This is a genomic window from Paenibacillus baimaensis, from assembly GCF_025567575.1.
In genome coordinates this window covers 160,147-177,030 of sequence record NZ_JAOQIO010000094.1, presented here as the reverse complement: position 1 = coordinate 177,030, position 16,884 = coordinate 160,147, and the positions used below count along the sequence as shown (strand labels likewise).

Annotated in this window: 16 protein-coding genes; 2 read left to right on the top strand and 14 right to left on the bottom strand. The window is 46.8% G+C overall.

Going from position 1 to position 16,884, the window contains the following annotated elements:
- From smc to OB236_RS24400, 11 genes are all read right to left on the bottom strand, one after another.
- Positions 1-3,573 (bottom strand): chromosome segregation protein SMC, encoded by a 3,573-nt coding sequence (gene smc / locus OB236_RS24450; RefSeq protein WP_262686307.1) that lies wholly within the window; start codon positions 3,571-3,573, stop codon positions 1-3.
- 117 nt (positions 3,574-3,690) lie between these two features.
- Positions 3,691-4,407: a ribonuclease III gene (rnc, locus tag OB236_RS24445; RefSeq protein ID WP_262686610.1), complete on the bottom strand. Its 717-nt coding sequence runs from the start codon at positions 4,405-4,407 to the stop codon at positions 3,691-3,693.
- Between the two features lie 69 nt (positions 4,408-4,476).
- Positions 4,477-5,715: a beta-ketoacyl-ACP synthase II gene (gene fabF, locus OB236_RS24440; RefSeq protein WP_262686306.1), complete on the bottom strand. Its 1,239-nt coding sequence runs from the start codon at positions 5,713-5,715 to the stop codon at positions 4,477-4,479.
- A 139-nt stretch (positions 5,716-5,854) separates the two neighbouring features.
- Positions 5,855-6,088 (bottom strand): acyl carrier protein, encoded by a 234-nt coding sequence (locus tag OB236_RS24435; RefSeq protein ID WP_076232675.1) that lies wholly within the window; start codon positions 6,086-6,088, stop codon positions 5,855-5,857.
- 123 nt (positions 6,089-6,211) lie between these two features.
- Positions 6,212-6,952 (bottom strand): 3-oxoacyl-[acyl-carrier-protein] reductase, encoded by a 741-nt coding sequence (gene fabG, locus OB236_RS24430; protein WP_262686305.1) that lies wholly within the window; start codon positions 6,950-6,952, stop codon positions 6,212-6,214.
- Between the two features lie 94 nt (positions 6,953-7,046).
- Positions 7,047-7,970, bottom strand: coding sequence for an ACP S-malonyltransferase (fabD, locus tag OB236_RS24425; protein WP_076232670.1), 924 nt, complete (start codon positions 7,968-7,970; stop codon positions 7,047-7,049).
- 124 nt (positions 7,971-8,094) lie between these two features.
- Positions 8,095-9,081: a beta-ketoacyl-ACP synthase III gene (locus OB236_RS24420; protein ID WP_262686304.1), complete on the bottom strand. Its 987-nt coding sequence runs from the start codon at positions 9,079-9,081 to the stop codon at positions 8,095-8,097.
- 22 nt (positions 9,082-9,103) lie between these two features.
- On the bottom strand, positions 9,104-10,105 hold the full coding sequence (plsX, locus tag OB236_RS24415) for a phosphate acyltransferase PlsX (RefSeq protein ID WP_240417505.1): 1,002 nt from the start codon (positions 10,103-10,105) through the stop codon (positions 9,104-9,106).
- Complete coding sequence (gene fapR, locus OB236_RS24410; protein WP_144026495.1) at positions 10,089-10,694, bottom strand: transcription factor FapR; 606 nt, start codon at positions 10,692-10,694, stop codon at positions 10,089-10,091. The genes plsX and fapR overlap by 17 nt, the downstream gene beginning before the upstream one ends.
- 183 nt (positions 10,695-10,877) lie before the next feature.
- Complete coding sequence (gene rpmF / locus OB236_RS24405) at positions 10,878-11,051, bottom strand: 50S ribosomal protein L32 (RefSeq protein ID WP_076232660.1); 174 nt, start codon at positions 11,049-11,051, stop codon at positions 10,878-10,880.
- 48 nt (positions 11,052-11,099) lie between these two features.
- Positions 11,100-11,609, bottom strand: coding sequence for a YceD family protein (locus OB236_RS24400; RefSeq protein WP_262686303.1), 510 nt, complete (start codon positions 11,607-11,609; stop codon positions 11,100-11,102).
- 105 nt (positions 11,610-11,714) lie between these two features.
- Here OB236_RS24400 and OB236_RS24395 point away from each other — a divergent pair, with 105 nt between their 5' ends.
- Positions 11,715-12,971 carry a nucleotidyltransferase gene (locus OB236_RS24395; protein WP_262686302.1) on the top strand — a complete coding sequence of 419 codons (1,257 nt, stop codon included), beginning with the start codon at positions 11,715-11,717 and terminating at the stop codon, positions 12,969-12,971.
- 14 nt (positions 12,972-12,985) lie between these two features.
- Here OB236_RS24395 and OB236_RS24390 read toward each other — a convergent pair whose 3' ends face one another.
- A complete protein-coding gene (locus OB236_RS24390) occupies positions 12,986-14,107 on the bottom strand; it encodes a SepM family pheromone-processing serine protease (protein WP_262686301.1) in 1,122 nt (373 codons plus the stop codon).
- 135 nt (positions 14,108-14,242) lie between these two features.
- Here OB236_RS24390 and OB236_RS24385 point away from each other — a divergent pair, with 135 nt between their 5' ends.
- A complete protein-coding gene (locus OB236_RS24385; RefSeq protein ID WP_262686300.1) occupies positions 14,243-15,565 on the top strand; it encodes a nucleoside recognition domain-containing protein in 1,323 nt (440 codons plus the stop codon).
- 5 nt (positions 15,566-15,570) lie between these two features.
- On the opposite strand, the gene coaD is transcribed toward OB236_RS24385, so the two are convergent.
- The gene (coaD, locus tag OB236_RS24380) at positions 15,571-16,080 is read right to left on the bottom strand and encodes a pantetheine-phosphate adenylyltransferase (RefSeq protein WP_076232647.1); all 510 of its coding nucleotides are present in this window, start codon (positions 16,078-16,080) and stop codon (positions 15,571-15,573) included.
- Positions 16,081-16,110: 30 nt separating this feature from the next.
- A complete protein-coding gene (gene rsmD, locus OB236_RS24375; RefSeq protein WP_262686299.1) occupies positions 16,111-16,677 on the bottom strand; it encodes a 16S rRNA (guanine(966)-N(2))-methyltransferase RsmD in 567 nt (188 codons plus the stop codon).
- Positions 16,678-16,884: the final 207 nt, after the last annotated feature.

Here is a 16,884-nt window from a genome sequence, read left to right as displayed (position 1 = left end):
CTAACTTGCAATAATTGCTTCATCCTCTTCCAGACGAACGGACACCAGCTTGGAGACGCCGCCTTCCTCCATAGTTACCCCATAGAGAACATCGGCTTCTTCCATCGTGCCTTTGCGGTGTGTGACTACAATAAACTGTGTTTGCTGCGAGAACTCCCGCAAATATTCAGCAAAACGCGTCACATTGGCTTCATCCAAAGCTGCTTCTACCTCATCCAGCACACAAAACGGTACCGGTTTAACACGAATAATTGAAAATAATAATGCAATTGCCGTCAGTGCGCGCTCTCCACCGGATAATAGCTGCAGGTTCTGCAATTTTTTCCCTGGTGGCTGTGCTACGATTTCAATTCCTGTACTCAACAGATTGTCGGGCTCGGATAAAATCAAATCTGCACGCCCACCTCCAAAAAGCTTGGCAAACACAATCACAAAATGGGTGCGGATCGCATCAAAGGTGATCCGGAAACGTTTGGACATTTCCTCATCCATCTCATGAATAACCTGATAGAGTGTCGTTTTGGCATCCACCAAATCATTTTTCTGCTCACTTAAAAACTCAAAGCGCTCGTTCACTCGCACGAATTCTTCTATCGCTCCCAGGTTAACTTCACCCAATATAGCAATTTCACGCTTGAGCTCCCTTACCTTGTTTTGCGTGCCGAGCACGTCTTCTGGTATTGGATAACGCTCCTTGGCTAACTCTATGCTCAGCTCATAATCATCTGCAAGCTTTTTCAGCAGGTTCTCAAGCTCTACATCAAGACGTGTCACGCGAACCTCGGTTTGATGAAGCTGTTCCTGCGCTTGCCGCAGCTGATTGCGCTCCTCACGTGTCTTGTACTCTTCCTTCTCCAGCTTGCCCTGCCATTCTGCGCGCTCAGCACGTTTGAGATCCAATTGCTCCGAGCAGTGCTGCTTTTTCAGAGATACGCTATTGAGCTGTTCAATTTGAAGTATGGATTCCTTTTCAAGCCCTGTCATATCCTGATCCATCTGCTGCAAAATACTGCGGTTCAAGTCAAGCTCCGTGTGAAGCTCTGTAAGCTCTATCCTGAAACGCTTTTCCTGATCCAGCAAGGATTGCTTCTCCTGGGAGAGTGAGGCCACCTTGATTTTCAGATCCGTAAGCTGTGTCTGCAGCTCTTCCTTCTCCAGCTCACCCGCTTTACGTGCCGTAGCTGCCTCACGTATAGCCTGCTGAATCACAATTTCTTCTTCCAAAAGCTGCTCCAGCGATTGCTGTGCCGCTTCCCGCCGAGCCTGCAGCTCCCGCCGTTCCGTATCCATTGCGGTTCCGTCCTGGTTGTACAACGCAAGCTGGTCGGCAACTTGTCTGGATTCCTGATCAAGTGGCAGAAGGCTAGCCCGAATTTGCTGCTCTTCAACCCGCAAATTTTCGCCAGTTTGACGCAATTGCTCCAAGGCTTGTGTCTCCGATACAATTTCCTTACGCACCAGTTCTCCCCTGCTGCGCACCTGCTGAAGCTGCTTGCCCGACTCCTGTATTTCCTCGTCCATCTCTTCAATCTGCCGCTGACGGCCGAGGAGGCTTGAGGTTCGCTTCTGCTGGCTTCCGCCTGTCATCGATCCACCCGGATTGACGATATCCCCTTCCAGGGTGACCACGCGATAACGGTACTGGATCTTCGCGGCAATCCGATTGGCCATATCCAATTGGCTGGAAATGATCACATTGCCCAGTAAGCTGCCGACAATTTGACGATATTGTTCATCATATTGAACTAAATCTATACCGATCCCAACAAAGCCTTCCATCGATTCGATCGATCTTTTTTCGGATTCCTGAATAGATCGTCCCCGAATAACATCTAAAGGTAAAAATGTAGCTCGTCCAAGCTGCCGCCGCTTCAGGAAAGCAATCGCTTCACGCGCGTTACCTTCACTATCGACCACGATATGCTGCAAAGCGCCGCCAAGCGCTGTTTCCATCGCTGTCTCTACATGTGCAGGCACCTTCATCAGCTCGGCAACCGCTCCGCGAATACCACGAAGCTCATTGCGGTCCTTCGCCTTCAATACTTCCTTGACCCCATGTATAAATCCATCATAATCGTTAGCCATCTCACGCATCGTATCGCGTCTGGAAACTAAAGCATCCAGCTTCTGCTCCCATTTGCGAACAGCGTTGTTGGCTTCCTCTGAGAGCTGCTGCTTCGTTTTTAAGCTCTGGCTCAGATCGAGATATTGATTACGCATCTCGTCGACTTTCTTCAAAGTAGCCGCGAGGCGCTTTTCCAGCTCCTGCTTACGTGCCGTAATCGTATCCGCTTGTTCCTTCCACTTACGATGCTCGTCACCAAGCCTGTCCAGTCTTCGCGTCAAACCTTCGGTTTGCTGCTCGGTATAACGGATTTCATTGCGTGCATTGGCCATACGATTCAATGTTTCTAACAGATCGCTTTTCAATCGATCCTCGTCACCACTACTTACCCCTCCAGCGACACCAAGAAGTCGGGTCTCCTCAGCCAACACCTTCGCCTGATATTGAATCAGCTCGTTTGAAATGAGTGTGAGCTTGTCTCTGAATTGGAGCAGCTCCGCTTCCTTCTCACCCATTCGCTGGCTTTGTTGGGCGGCCGTCTGTTTCAGCTGGGTCTGATTCCCTACATAATTTTTCTTGCGTTCTCTCAATACTTCGCCTTGACCCTCACACTTTTCAAAATCCTCACTCAGCTGCAGTAACTGCTCCTGTAGACGCTCAATATCCGTTTCTAACCGTCGCGTTTCCCAGCGGTGCTTCTCAAGATGGGCATCATGCTGACTCACAATCGTTGATAACCCTTCCTGTTCCTTCTTCAAGCGCTCCAGATTCGTGTTGGTATCGGTCCAGGCTATGTAAATTTGCTCGATCTGGTACACATACATCGCAATTTCGCTGCTTTTTAGCTGCTCCCTTAGGTCCTTGTAACGGACAGCCTTCTCCGATTGCTTGCGAAGCGGTTCGATCTGGTCCTCGAGCTCCGATACCAAATCGTGAATACGCAGCAAATTTTGCTCTGTTTCCTGCAGTTTTTTTTCGGTTTCACGTTTGCGCGATTTGTATTTGACAATACCCGATGCTTCTTCAAAAATCCCGCGGCGGTCTTCTGACTTGGTGCTTAAAATTTCTTCAATACGTCCTTGCCCAATGATCGAATATGCTTCTTTTCCAATCCCTGTATCCATGAACAGCTCAGTGATATCTTTTAGCCGACAAGGCTGTTTATTTATTAAGTATTCACTATCGCCATTACGGTGCACCCGGCGGGTCACTGTGACCTCATTAAAATCAAGCGAAAGCGATTGACTTGTATTATCAAGTGTTAAGGAAACCTCACCAAAGTTAACTGCTTTGCGGTTATCGCTCCCAGCGAAAATAATATCTTCCATTTTGCCGCCGCGTAAGCTTTTTGCGCTTTGCTCCCCCAGTACCCAACGAATCCCGTCGGATATATTGCTTTTGCCGCTGCCGTTCGGCCCTACTACCGCTGTAATTCCCTGGACGAATTCAAGCTCTGTCCGGTCGGCAAACGATTTAAATCCGGTCAGTTCAATACGTTTTAAAAACATCGTCTCACCTCTACGTTATTGTACCATACAATTCCTATTCATAGAATCGTAGAAGAACCCTTGGCACCCCATAGAAAAATGCATCGGCAGCAGCCTCTCAGCTGCCCGATGCATTCGTCAAAACCCTCTGGTTGTGTTACCAAAATCAACTTTCAACGCTTCCAAAGCTTGAGCTGCGGCTTGCTGTTCAGCTTCCTTCTTGGACCGGCCGGCGCCTTGCCCCAAAAGCCTGTCGTTGATTTGAACCTGGGCCACAAATTCCCGTTCGTGCGCAGGTCCGCGCTCATCGATAATTTTGTATTCCAATATGCCCAAACTGTGCTGCTGTGTGTACTCTTGCAAATTGGTTTTGAAATCTACGGTCAGCAGCTTGCCCTGATTCGGAATATTCGGAAAAAGATGCTTGCGCAAAAACGTGTTAACGACTTCAAGACCTTGATCCAGATAGAGGGCCCCAACAAACGATTCAAACACGTCCGCAAGTAAAGCCGGCCTTGTTCTGCCACCTGTTAATTCCTCACCTTTGCCCAACAGTACATAGGATCCAAAATCCAACTGTTCGGCAAAGCTTACTAATGAAGGCTCACAAACAATCGATGCTCTTAGCTTCGTCAGTTCTCCCTCAGGCCGCTGTGGATACATTTCGAATAAATACTCAGAGACGGTTAGTTCGAGGACAGCATCTCCCAAAAACTCCAACCGCTCATTATCCTTATGATTACCTATACGGTGCTCGTTCACATAGGAAGAGTGTGTAAACGCCTGCCTTAACAGCTCTGGTTTGCGAAACGATATGTCCAATGCGGTTTGCAGCTGTTTCAGGTTTCGATGCATATCCTCACCACCTACTTCGAACATCCGTTTATGGTTCATTTCCCTGATCATCCAACATCATGAATATATTTATTGTTCAAACTTCTTCAAAATAATTGTGGCATTATGGCCACCAAAGCCGAATGAATTGGACATTACAATGTTGAGGTCCGCTTTTCTCGGCGTATTCGGTACGTAATCCAAATCACATAATGGATCCTGGTTGTCCAAATTAGCCGTAGGCGGAATCACCCCGTTCTTCAAGGCAAGTCCACAAATTAACGCCTCAACACCGCCTGCTGCACCCAGCAAGTGGCCCGTCATTGATTTGGTTGAGCTCACAGCCAGTTTGTAAGCGTGATCGCCAAAAGCCTTCTTAATAGCTGTTGTTTCGGAACGATCGCCTACAGGTGTAGAAGTTCCATGTGCATTGATGTAATCGATCTGTTCCGGTGTAATCCCGGCATCCTTAATCGCTTTCACCATACATCGAGCAGCACCATCAGGATCGGGATCAGTCATATGGTGAGCGTCGCCACTCATTCCATAACCTACCACTTCGGCATAGATTTGAGCACCACGACTGGTCGCATGTTCCAGAGATTCCAGTATGAGAACACCAGATCCCTCACCCATAACGAATCCATCACGATCTATATCAAACGGACGGCTAGCATGGGTTGGATCATCGTTGCGGGTTGACATGGCACGCAGCGCACTAAAGCCTGCGACTCCTGTTGGAGTTATCGTTGCCTCGGCACCGCCGCAAATCATTACATCCGCATCCCCACGTTGAATCATTTTAAAGGAATCACCTATTGAATGTGTTCCCGTTGCACAAGCGGTTACCGCTGTGCTGTTAGGTCCTTTGGCTCCGGTCATCATTGAAATTTGGCCAGAAGCCATATTCGCAATCATCATCGGAATAAAGAACGGACTTACACGCTTGGGGCCTTTTTCCAGCAAAATCTTGAACTGTTCCTCCCAGGTAGACAAGCCGCCAATCCCGGACCCTACATAAACTCCGACACGCTCCGGATCTGTATCTTCCTTGACGTTAAGCTTGGCATCCCGCAAAGCCAATAAACTCGCAACCACTGCGAACTGCACAAATCGGTCCATACGGCGCGCTTCTTTTTTGTCAAAAAACGGCTCATAGTTGAAATTTTTGATTTCAGCAGCGATATGTGTTGGATAATCGGTTACATCAAACAATTCAATTTGACCAACACCGGATTTCCCCTCGAGTAAATTCCCCCAAAAAGTGTCCAGATCTTGCCCAAGGGATGTCATGACACCCATACCCGTAATAACAACTCTTTGATTCATTGTAACCCACCTCTATCTAAAATAACAATATCGTTATGTATGATAAGTCATATTCTTGTCAAGTATACATCCGCCGTTTCAATGAGCGGCTTGAAAGGAGATAAGTCCCGCCAAATAATTAAACGGGACTTACAGTCAATTAAGTATGAGATTTTATGTACTCAACTACTTGACCTACCGTAGTAATTGTTTCTGCATCTTCGTCAGAAATCTCCAAATCGAATTCATCTTCAAGCTCCATAACTAATTCTACGACATCTAAAGAATCAGCGCCTAAATCATCTTTAAAAGATGCTTCGAGGGTAACTTCGGCCTCTTCAACACCAAGACGATCGATGACGATACGTTTTACGCGTTCCAAAACATCGGACATCCGGTTCACCTCCTCCATGGTATTATACTGGACTTATGGACAAATTGCCATAGCTAGCGCAAGCTCCACCTAAAAAAACCAAATCTTCGCTTTTTAACCTTCTCTGCACATTATCAACCAAGCCTACATATACATGCCGCCATCAATATGAATGGTCTGGCCTGTCATGTAGGAAGCATCGTCAGAGGCCAGAAAACGAACTGCTTTGGCTATATCGTCCGGTTTCCCAAGACGGGCCAAAGGGATCTGCTGCAGCAGCCCTGCAACCGTATCCTCCGAGAGCTTATCGGTCATGTCCGTCTCAATAAAACCGGGTGCTACCGCGTTAACGGTAATACCACGGGATGACAGCTCCTTCGCACTGGCTTTGGTCATGCCGATTACGCCCGCCTTGGCGGCAACATAATTGATCTGACCGGGATTGCCAAGCACACCAACCACGGATGAAATGTTGATGATACGACCTGAACGCTGCTTCATCATCGGGCGTGTGGCTGCTTTGATACAGTTGAACACGCCTTTCAAGTTGATTGCAATCACCTGATCGAACTCATCTTCCTTCATACGCATAATCAAGTTATCTCTAGTGATTCCTGCATTATTAACCAAAATGTCAAGCTGACCAAACGTTCCCAGCACCTGCTTGAACATGTCGTCCACCTCTTGAGATGAGCTCACGTCGGCTTTGACCTTAAACGCTTTGCGTCCCATGGCTTCAATCAAGCTGACAACCTCAGCTGCAGACGCTTCACTTCCAGCATAATTAACTGCAACGTCAGCCCCTGCCTCTGCCAGAGACAAGGCAATCGCTCGGCCAATACCACGTGAAGCCCCGGTTACGAGTGCCGTTTTACCTGTTAGCATGATGGTAATTCCTCTCCTAAAAGTTCTCTGTAGGAAAACTTACTTGATAAGCATGAAACTAAGCTTCTAGTAATAGCTGCTGCGTTGGCATAAGTTATTGAAGCTGCTCAATCGCATTTTTGCTATTGATACCGATGACTTTTACCGACCGGTCGATTTTTTTGATCAAGCCAGCCAACACAGTACCTGAGCCTATTTCAACAAAGGTATCGACTCCTTGTTCAATGAGCCATATTACCGAGTCTTCCCAAAGTACAGAAGAGTGAACCTGATCAACCAACAAGGCGCGGATCTCACTCGGCTCCGTAACAGGAAGCGCAGTCACATTGGCAACGACGGGTACACTTGCGTTTTGCATGGAAACAGCTGTCAATACGGCTGACAGCCGCTCTGATGCCGGCTTCATCAGTGAGGAATGGAAAGGCCCACTGACTTCCAAAGGAATGACACGTTTGGCGCCGATTTCTTTACCTCGTTCCACAAGTGCCTGTACCCCGGCAACACTACCTGACACCACGATTTGTCCAGGACAATTCAAGTTAGCCAGTTCCACAACGTCAATCTCATTAGTGATGGTTTGACACAATTGAAGCAATGCATCACGCTCTGCTCCAAGAACCGCCGCCATAGCACCTTGTCCACTGGGTACAGCTTCTTCCATGAATTCACCACGCGCACGAACCGTACGCACGGCATCCTCAAAACTAAGTACGCCTGCAGCAACAAGCGCTGAATATTCGCCCAGGCTGTGCCCGGCTACAAAGTCCGGCTGGAGGCCCTTGGCCTTGAAAACCTCCAGATAGGCGATACTCGTAGTCAGCAATGCTGGTTGTGTGTTATAGGTTAATTTCAATTCGGCTTCGGGTCCTTCGAAAATAATCGAAGACAGGGAATACCCTAAAGCTGCATCCGCACTTTTAAATATACGTGCAGCAGCCTCTTCTGTTTCAAAAATATCCCGGCCCATTCCAACAGCCTGAGCACCCTGTCCCGGGAAAACAAATGCGATCTTACCCATAATTCAATTCTCCTTAAAGTTTTCGTAGAAAACTGACTTCTTAAGTATTCACTGAGTTTTCATAGAAAACAGAATTCGCAAGTATAAACCGAGTACATGTATACTGGTTTTTGTGAAACGGAGCTTACCAAATGACTACAGAAGCTCCCCAAGTCAAACCGCCACCGAAGCCGACCATAACCAGGCAATCGCCTTCATTTAATCTTCCTTGTTCAACGGCTTCAGCTAATGCGATTGGAATAGACGCAGCAGATACGTTGCCATACTTGTGAAGATTGATCATACATTTATCCTCACTAAGCTCAAGTCGATTCAACGCTGACTGAACAATCCGAATATTCGCTTGGTGGGGTACGAGCAGATCAATATCACTTTTCTGCATGTCGGCCTTACGTAAGGCTTCCTCGGCAGCGTTACCCATAATACGTACAGCGAATTTAAAAACTTCACTTCCTGCCATATATATAAAATGCTGTTTAGCCTCAATACTTTGTGTGGAAGAAGGACAACGTGAACCACCACCGGCTACCTTCAACAATTCTCCACCGGATCCATCAGCACCCAGCTCAAAGGATTTGAAGCCTCGTCCTTCCGGTACCACACCGATGACTACAGCTCCTGCTCCATCTCCAAACAATATGCATGTATTACGGTCCGTGTAGTCCGTAATTTTGGATAAACATTCTGCACCTACAACCAAGGCATATTGATACATGCCTGTAGCAATAAAATTAGAAGCGTTCGCTAATCCATATATAAAACCTGAGCATGCCGCCGACAGATCATATGCAGCAGCTTTCTTCGCACTGAGCTTATTTTGTAAAATACAGGCTGTAGAAGGAAATGCCATATCTGGCGTTATCGTTGCCACTACAATCAAATCCAGCTGTTCAGCACTAATTCCTGCCATTTCCAGCGCCCTGAGGGACGCTTCGTAAGCCAAATCGGAAGAAGCCTGTTCAGGACTCACGATTCTTCGTTCACGAATACCCGTCCTGGATACGATCCATTCATCATTGGTCTCGACCATATGTTCTAATTCTTGATTCGTCAAAACACGATCAGGCACATATTTACCAGACCCAATGATGCCAACCGGTCGTAAGCTCATAATAGTAACAACTCTCTTCCGTTTACTTATTTCCGTTATTTATTTCCGATTTTATAGTTGCAAGCACATCGCTCTGGATCGAAATACGAGCCTGACGAATCGCATTTTTGATCGCCGTAGCGTTCGATGAGCCATGACTTTTCAATACCATCCCATTAATTCCAAGCAACGGGGCAGCACCATACTCGGTATAATCGAGCTGACGCCTGAATTTCGTTAAACCCGGCTTTAAAACAGCCGCTGCCAGCTTGGTCAGCAAATTTCGGGTGAACTCGGTTCTCAAGGCTGTAAAAATCGTTGCCGCCGCACCTTCAAGTGATTTCAACATAATGTTGCCGGCAAAGCCATCACATACGAGTACATCACAAGGACCTGATAGCAAATCACGCGATTCCACATTCCCAACAAAATGAATAGGCGCTTCCTTAAGCAATGGATACGCAGCCTTTGTCAGTTCATTACCTTTGAGTGCTTCCGTACCTACATTCAATAAACCTACTCTTGGACTTACAACACCATGCACTTTTTTTCTGTATATACTACCCATAATTGCATATTGAACCAGTTGCTCAGGAGATGCGTCCATATTAGCTCCCATATCGAGAGCTACCATGCCTTTGCCATCCATAGAAGGAATCGTCAAGGTCAGGGCCGGACGATCAATCCCTTCAATTCGACCTACTATCAATAAACCTGTAGTCATCAATGCTCCTGTATTACCTGCCGAGATCATAGCATCCGCTGTGCGCTCCTGCACCATTCGACCTGCTATAACCATGGAAGCGTCTTTCTTCCGTCGAACAGCCTTGACAGGCTCGTCATCGGCTTCGATCACTTCAGAGGCATGAACAATTTCCAAATTGCTTGGTTGATCGCCAGCCTGACGAACAAGCGGTTCAATCCGGGCCTTGTCTCCGATCAAGATGACCGTCGTATCCTTCCATTCCCGTACCGCTTCCAAAGCCCCGGCCACCACTACATCGGGGGCATGGTCTCCACCCATTGCATCAATCGCTATCCGCACCAGGCTCCCCTCCCTCTGAACGATCCTTTGTTGAATGGTAAATAATAAAATTACCTTGAAACACGATTTCATCACCAACGTAAGTAAACACTTCAACTTTGGCCTTACCTTTGGTGATTGAACGTACATAAGCTTTGGCTATGCACTTTTCCTCCAGCTTAACAGGCCGCACAAATCGAATATCCGCTGCAGCCGTCAATGCGATCTGATCATTAATCAAGGCAACTGCCAATGAATTGGCTTGAGAAAAAATATGATGCCCACGGGCAATCTTCGTTCTCGAAAAAACATGCTCGTCCTTAATTTCAAACATCGAAATGCCGCTTTTGTCGAGCTGCAAATCAATCACATCACCGATGACCTCATGCAGCGGCAATGACCGAACCTGGTCATAGGAAAGCTCCGCCATGAGCTTGATACGCTCTCGCAGCTCCGGAATGCCAAGCTCCAAACGATCCAAGCGAATAGTTTGGATACTGACCTGAAAAACTCGCATTAGCTCTTCGTCCGTAATAAAAGGATTGTCCTCAATTGCTCCGGTCAACTGCTGCTGACGCTGACGTTTAGGAAGGCGTTCGATACCAAACACCGCCTTTATCTATGATCTGAATTTCCACGATTTCCTAGCTTGATATGTACACCATTCATACTCATTAGATCTTATGACCAAGTAATAAGAGATAGTATAATGGATTGTTTACGAAAAGGGAAGAGCAAAAAAATAGCACTTCACCAAAGGATGAAGTACTATCTTTTCATTGTGATTAGAGAACTATTGCTTGATAACTTCTCTGCTCTTGTACGAACCGCAAACTTTGCAAACGCGGTGAGACAATTTCAATTCACCACAACTGTCACATTTAACCATGCCTGGTACTACTAATTTAAAGTGAGTACGGCGCTTATCGCGACGAGTTTTGGACGTTCTTCTTTGTGGTACTGCCATATTCCCCACCTCCTTCAACGAAATCAACCTAAGTTGTTACAATTCACTTTATTCTTTGAAAAAATCAGCCAGTCCGGCAAGTCTGGGGTCGATACTAGTCCGGTTGCAGTTGCAAGCCTGTACATTACGATCCACTCCACAAACAGGACACAAGCCAAGGCATTCTTCATCGCATAAAGGGACATACGGTAAAGCCATCATTACATTTTCGATCAAATAGGGCAGCAATTCTATCTTGTCGTCCTTAACGTAATGAGTTTCCTCATCCTCGTCTTCAGACTCCGATTCATCTGCAGCTCGGGCGAACGTTTCATGAAAAGGAATTACCAGCTTTTGCTTTACCGGATTCAAGCAGCGGGAGCAAGGCTGTTCCACGTCAATACTCAATTGTCCCGTCACTTCAGCAACCTCATCTTGATGCAGCGCTTTGAGGCTAACATGGAGCGGACTCGCATCGAGTATATCATTGCTTTCCTTCAAAGCATCGGACAGATCAACAGTTTCATCAAAATGTACCGCGTCGGCTTTCTGCGCCAACTCTTTTAAACGAATGAACACAATAATCACCCCAAACAAACAAAGATTATTATATCGATAATACCTGCATTTTGTCAACATTTTCAGGACGTGTTATAGTAAAATAATTCTAAAGGAGTCGTTCACATGAAAACAACAGGTCTTATTGTCGAGTACAATCCCTTACATAACGGACACGAATATCACTTTCTTGAATCCAAAAGAGTCTCCGGTGCTGATGGTACAATCGCTGTTATGAGCGGTCAATTTCTGCAGCGCGGCGAACCTGCGATGGTTGGCAAATGGGCAAGGGCCGAAATGGCACTTCGAATGGGCGTAGATCTCGTCCTGGAGCTTCCGATAGCTTATTCTACGCAGCCTGCCGAATGGTTCGCTTACGGAGCCATGTCTGCTCTACATGCAACTGGAATCGTCGATAGCCTATGCTTCGGCAGTGAGAGCGGCGAACTTCAATGGCTGCAGGCTGTCGCCGATGCAATGTGTGATGAGCCAGAAGCATTTCAGAGGGCACTTCAGGATGAATTAAAAACTGGCCTTCCCTACCCAGCCGCTTACAGCAGAGCCATTGCCCGTCATCTCCCTGGAGTGGACCCGTCCGAGCTGGCGAAGCCCAACAACACACTCGGATTGCATTATTTGATCGCCCTTCAGCGCTTGAACAGCAGCATTAAGCCTTTGACTATTACAAGGCAAAAATCCGGTTACAATCAAACTGAAATTACAGATCAATCCATAGCAAGTGCAACAGCCCTTCGTCGCATACTGTTTGAACGAGGTACGCTTGAAGAGCTTGTTCCCTTCGTCCCATCAGGTACCATGAAGGTGCTGCAGCGTGAAACGGCAGTTGGTCGGGCACCTATCGAATGGGAACACTATGCAAAGCCGCTTCTTCTCCAACTGCTGCATCATAGCACCCACCAGCTTGCAGAGCTTCACGAAGTAACTGAGGGACTGGAGCATCGCATCAAACATGTTCTTCCCCAACTATCCTTATCTGGAGGATCAGGTCGTATCGTCGAGCAGCTTATCGGACTGCTCAAAACCAAAAGATATACGCGAACCAAGCTGCAGCGAATGCTGCTGCGTATATTGCTGAATCAGACAAAAGCACAGCTTTCACCCGCAGTGCTTCGCCAAGGTGTACCTTACTTACGCGTGCTGGGCTTCAGCCCTGCAGGCAGGCACCTGCTTAAACGAATGAAGCATGTCTCTAAGGTACCCATAATTACGAATGTGAATGCGGCTTCTTCAGAAGCCTATCCGTTTTTACAAATGGATGTACAAGCTACCTCCGTATATGCACTTGGTTTTGATGCTGCAACCAAACATGATCTGTTTCGCGACTATTATGAGCCGCCCGTACAATTAAGTCAATCGGAATAAGTGAATCTATGGTCCTAGCTGGCTTTGGCCGGCTGGGATGCAGCTGTTTTGGGTGGCAAGGTGCTTAAATAATTCATCGCATCGTCTAGTGTAGCGACAGGAATAACCTTCATATGTGAATGAATTTCCTCAGCCCGCTTAACCGCATCCGAATAATTCGGAATATTTCCCGTTGCTGCCGATACTTCATCTTTGGGAGCAAAAAAGATATCAGCACCCGCTTTATCGGCTGCAATAATTTTATGCTGAATGCCTCCGATCACACCTACTGCCCCCTTTTCGTTGATGGTTCCTGTACCCGCAATGGTATACCCCTTCGTGATATCCTCAGGCAGCAGACGATTAATAATTTCCATTGAGAACATAAATCCCGCCGAAGGCCCGCCGATTTCCCCAGCTTTTATTGTGACCTGCTTGGACTCATCATCTGTTTTGATGGTTTGCACAGTTGCTGGTACAATACCAAGCCCTGCACGTCTTTCCTCTGGCTTGGCGGCAGAAGCTCCATCATCGGCTGGAAGTGCCTCGAGCTTGATCTGGGCTACTCTCGTTACTTGCTTCCTTTTGTAAGAAACCGCAACAGTGTCACCGGCCTTTTTGCTTTGCAGCAGCTTTTGCAGCTCCTGACTTTGTTCAATAGGCGTGTCATCCACCTTCACAATGTAATCTCCAGCCTGAAGCACCTCGTTAGCTGGATAATTTTTGAAAACCTGCACAACAACTACGCCATCATTCATAATTTTATAAGGAATACCTAGCTTATGGTAAGCAGCTTGCAGAGCACTAGACTGCGAGGACAGCATGTTGACCTCCTGCCGCTGCGAATACTCCTGTTCGGTCTCATCCTTGCGCAGCAGCTCCGTCTTCATCCGCAGCTCATCATAAGGCCGAACGAACGTCATCAAATAACTGAATATAGTCGCATCCGATACTCGTACTGTTGTAAGCATAAAAACTCCCTTATCCGGATCGCCCGTCTCTTTGGCTTGAACCATAGGGTGAATGACCTCGGCAGTACCGGCTGAGAAAATAAACAGCGGCAGCGGCATTAAGTACACAACATATACAATGACAATGGCAATAAATACAGAAACAACAATTCTAGAAATACGTTTACTTTGTCTAATGTCTTGCATAATTGATTCCCCCTGGGCCGAGTGTGCTTACTCGAATCGTCAGCTCGCATACATCTCATCAGGTTTGACCTGCTTGGTCTAAACCATACGAAAAATGCGTAAACATGTACCATCCTGTGTTCCGGAGTGAGGCTGATGTTTACCGCGAAACGCTTGACAACTCTCTTGCTGGGATGTCTGGCAATGCTATTGGTTTTTTGTATGATCGTGTTTCCTGACCGTATATTTCAAGCTTCCCTACAGGGCTTATCCATTTGGTGGAAGCTAGTATTCCCAGCATTGCTACCTTTTCTAATTATAACGGAGATCCTCCGTGGTTTGGGCTTTTTGCATGCACTTGGCACTTTGCTTGAGCCGCTTCTTCGTTACCTGTTTCGCCTGCCAGGTGCAGGTGGATGGCCTCTCTCTATAGGACTCACTGCTGGCGCTCCCTCTGCAGCGATCGCTATAGGAGAATTAAGACGCAATAAGCTGGTAACAAGAGGTGAAGCTGAGCGACTGCTCTCCTTAAGCCACGTAGCAAGCCCGATGGTACTTGTAACCGTCATTGGTGTCGGTTTTATGAACAATGCCAAATTAGGCATGGCGCTGGCCCTGCTCCATTATGGTGCTGTGCTGATTATGGGACTTCTAGAGCGATTGAAACAGACAAGCGTGGCTGAGGAGGAGCCAGCCATTGCCACGAGTCGTCTCTCTTACCAAGCTGCGCATTCTACACACAGCACGGTACGTAAAAGTATAACCGCATTAAGAGCCGCCCATGCCAACGATGGACGAACTTTTGGCAAGCTGCTCGGTGATTCAGTAACTCACAGTATCCAGCAATTAATGGTCATCGGCGGAGTTATGATCATATTCTCCGTACTTGCACAGGTAATTGCCCTCAGCTCGATCACCGAATATGCAGCAATGGTACTTGCAAAAAGAGATTGGATTCCTTTACATGAGGCAACCTTGCTATTAAATGCCTTGCTGTCCGGTATACTTGAAATCCATTTAGGTGCATTTGCGATGGGCCAGAACAACTTGTTGGCTGGCAATTGGCAGTACGCCATCCTGAGTGCCTTACTTGGCTGGGGAGGATTATCTGCACATGCACAGGTAAAAAGCTTTACCCTATCGACAGATATTCGTTACCCGATGTTTTTGCGCTCTCGATTACTTCATGCCGCTATTTCTTTTATTTTGACAGCTGTGTTCTGGAATCCGCTTAATCAATGGTTAGCCGGAATTGCATCCCCTGTATTTCTCTCCCATCCAATACTGACGCAAGCGGTCCATTCCGGTCAGACTGGTGCACGTTTGACTAATGGCAGTCAAGCCTTTGATGTATGGATGCTTATGAGTCCGATCATGCTGTGGCTCGGTATCGTATTGCTGCTGCTGTTACTGCTATCTGTCATTATCGCATTCGTTGTGCAATCCTTGGGGCGGAGCGCTCCGAACAGCAAGAGGTAGTAGCCTTAGCTCATCGCGTTTACGAACTTGGCACGCATAGCTTTATCGACCACATCCGGCACCAAATCGACCACAGGACCATGAAAACGCGCGATTTCCTTAACAATACTGGAGCTCAGATAGGAATATTTGGGCGTAGATGTCATAAAAAAAGTTTCAATATTTTCGTCCAGCTTCTGGTTCGTTGATGCCATTTGAAGCTCATATTCAAAATCAGACACCGCACGCAAACCGCGTACGATGAGATGTGCATTTTTTTTCTTCATATAATTAACAAGAAGGTCACGAAAGCTGTCAATCTCCACATTCGGTACATCACTGGTGACCTTTCTCAGCAGCTCTACACGCTCTTCTACCGTAAATAATGGATTTTTACTCGAATTGTTCAGTACGGCAACCACCAGCTTATCAAAAACCTTGGCAGAACGACGAATAATATCCAAATGACCGTTCGTCACCGGATCAAAGCTGCCTGGATAAACCGCAATCTTGACTCCAAAATGTTCAATACTCATTATGTGATGACCTCCTTCTGAAATAGAACATTACTTAACCGCATCCGCGTCATTTTTATAAATGGTTACCGCCGTGTCGCCATACTCAGCGCGCCGAACCCATTGTAAACGTCCGATTGCATGCTGATATGTATCCTCAATATCATGCTCCACAACGATCGTAGCTAATGGATTCAACAAATTGTGCTGATCCAGCTGTTCAAGCAGCTCTTGTGCGAGCTTAATACGATAAGGCGGATCCACAAATACAAGATCAAATTTGGCCTCACGCTTAACTAGAGCCTTCAACGCGCGTCGCGCGTCGGTACAGTAAATACCTGCCTGCTCTATAAACCCAGTTGCTTGCAAATTTTGTTTTATAATGTCGATACTCTTTTTATCTATATCCGTGAGGACTGCATGATCCATTCCTCGGCTGAGCGCCTCAATGCTTAAACCGCCCGTCCCTGCGAATAAATCGAGCACCTGTCCCCCTTCAAAATAAGGACCGATCATGCTAAAAATCGCCTCCTTGACCTTATCGGTCGTTGGACGCGTTCCTGTACCGGGCACAGATTTCAACTGTCTACCCTTTGCAATGCCTGAAATTACTCTCATGTAAATCCACCTTCTGCTCAATAGTGATCCTATCGTACCATAAACGGAAACTTTTGCACAAAATTTTGTTACTTTATGTATATTTGTTTCTTTAGCTGTGAATACTTGGATTATCGGCATCCGAAATGTCGTAGACAACCGCGGAGAAGACTTACGTTCCCCATAAGCTCTTCATCCGGTTTCTCCTCTCCCATTGTTTAGGACCCT

What these genes read in the sequence shown, in the direction of transcription:
- smc (WP_262686307.1), bottom strand. Translation starts at nt 3,573, where the DNA reads ATGTTTTTAAAACGTATTGAACTGACCGGATTTAAATCGTTTGCCGAC.
- rnc (WP_262686610.1), bottom strand. Translation starts at nt 4,407, where the DNA reads ATGCATCGAAACCTGAAACAGCTGCAAACCGCATTGGACATATCGTTT.
- fabF (WP_262686306.1), bottom strand. Translation starts at nt 5,715, where the DNA reads ATGAATCAAAGAGTTGTTATTACGGGTATGGGTGTCATGACATCCCTT.
- OB236_RS24435 (WP_076232675.1), bottom strand. Translation starts at nt 6,088, where the DNA reads ATGTCCGATGTTTTGGAACGCGTAAAACGTATCGTCATCGATCGTCTT.
- fabG (WP_262686305.1), bottom strand. Translation starts at nt 6,952, where the DNA reads ATGCTAACAGGTAAAACGGCACTCGTAACCGGGGCTTCACGTGGTATT.
- fabD (WP_076232670.1), bottom strand. Translation starts at nt 7,970, where the DNA reads ATGGGTAAGATCGCATTTGTTTTCCCGGGACAGGGTGCTCAGGCTGTT.
- OB236_RS24420 (WP_262686304.1), bottom strand. Translation starts at nt 9,081, where the DNA reads ATGAGCTTACGACCGGTTGGCATCATTGGGTCTGGTAAATATGTGCCT.
- rpmF (WP_076232660.1), bottom strand. Translation starts at nt 11,051, where the DNA reads ATGGCAGTACCACAAAGAAGAACGTCCAAAACTCGTCGCGATAAGCGC.
- OB236_RS24395 (WP_262686302.1), top strand. Translation starts at nt 11,715, where the DNA reads ATGAAAACAACAGGTCTTATTGTCGAGTACAATCCCTTACATAACGGA.
- OB236_RS24390 (WP_262686301.1), bottom strand. Translation starts at nt 14,107, where the DNA reads ATGCAAGACATTAGACAAAGTAAACGTATTTCTAGAATTGTTGTTTCT.
- OB236_RS24385 (WP_262686300.1), top strand. Translation starts at nt 14,243, where the DNA reads ATGTTTACCGCGAAACGCTTGACAACTCTCTTGCTGGGATGTCTGGCA.
- coaD (WP_076232647.1), bottom strand. Translation starts at nt 16,080, where the DNA reads ATGAGTATTGAACATTTTGGAGTCAAGATTGCGGTTTATCCAGGCAGC.
- rsmD (WP_262686299.1), bottom strand. Translation starts at nt 16,677, where the DNA reads ATGAGAGTAATTTCAGGCATTGCAAAGGGTAGACAGTTGAAATCTGTG.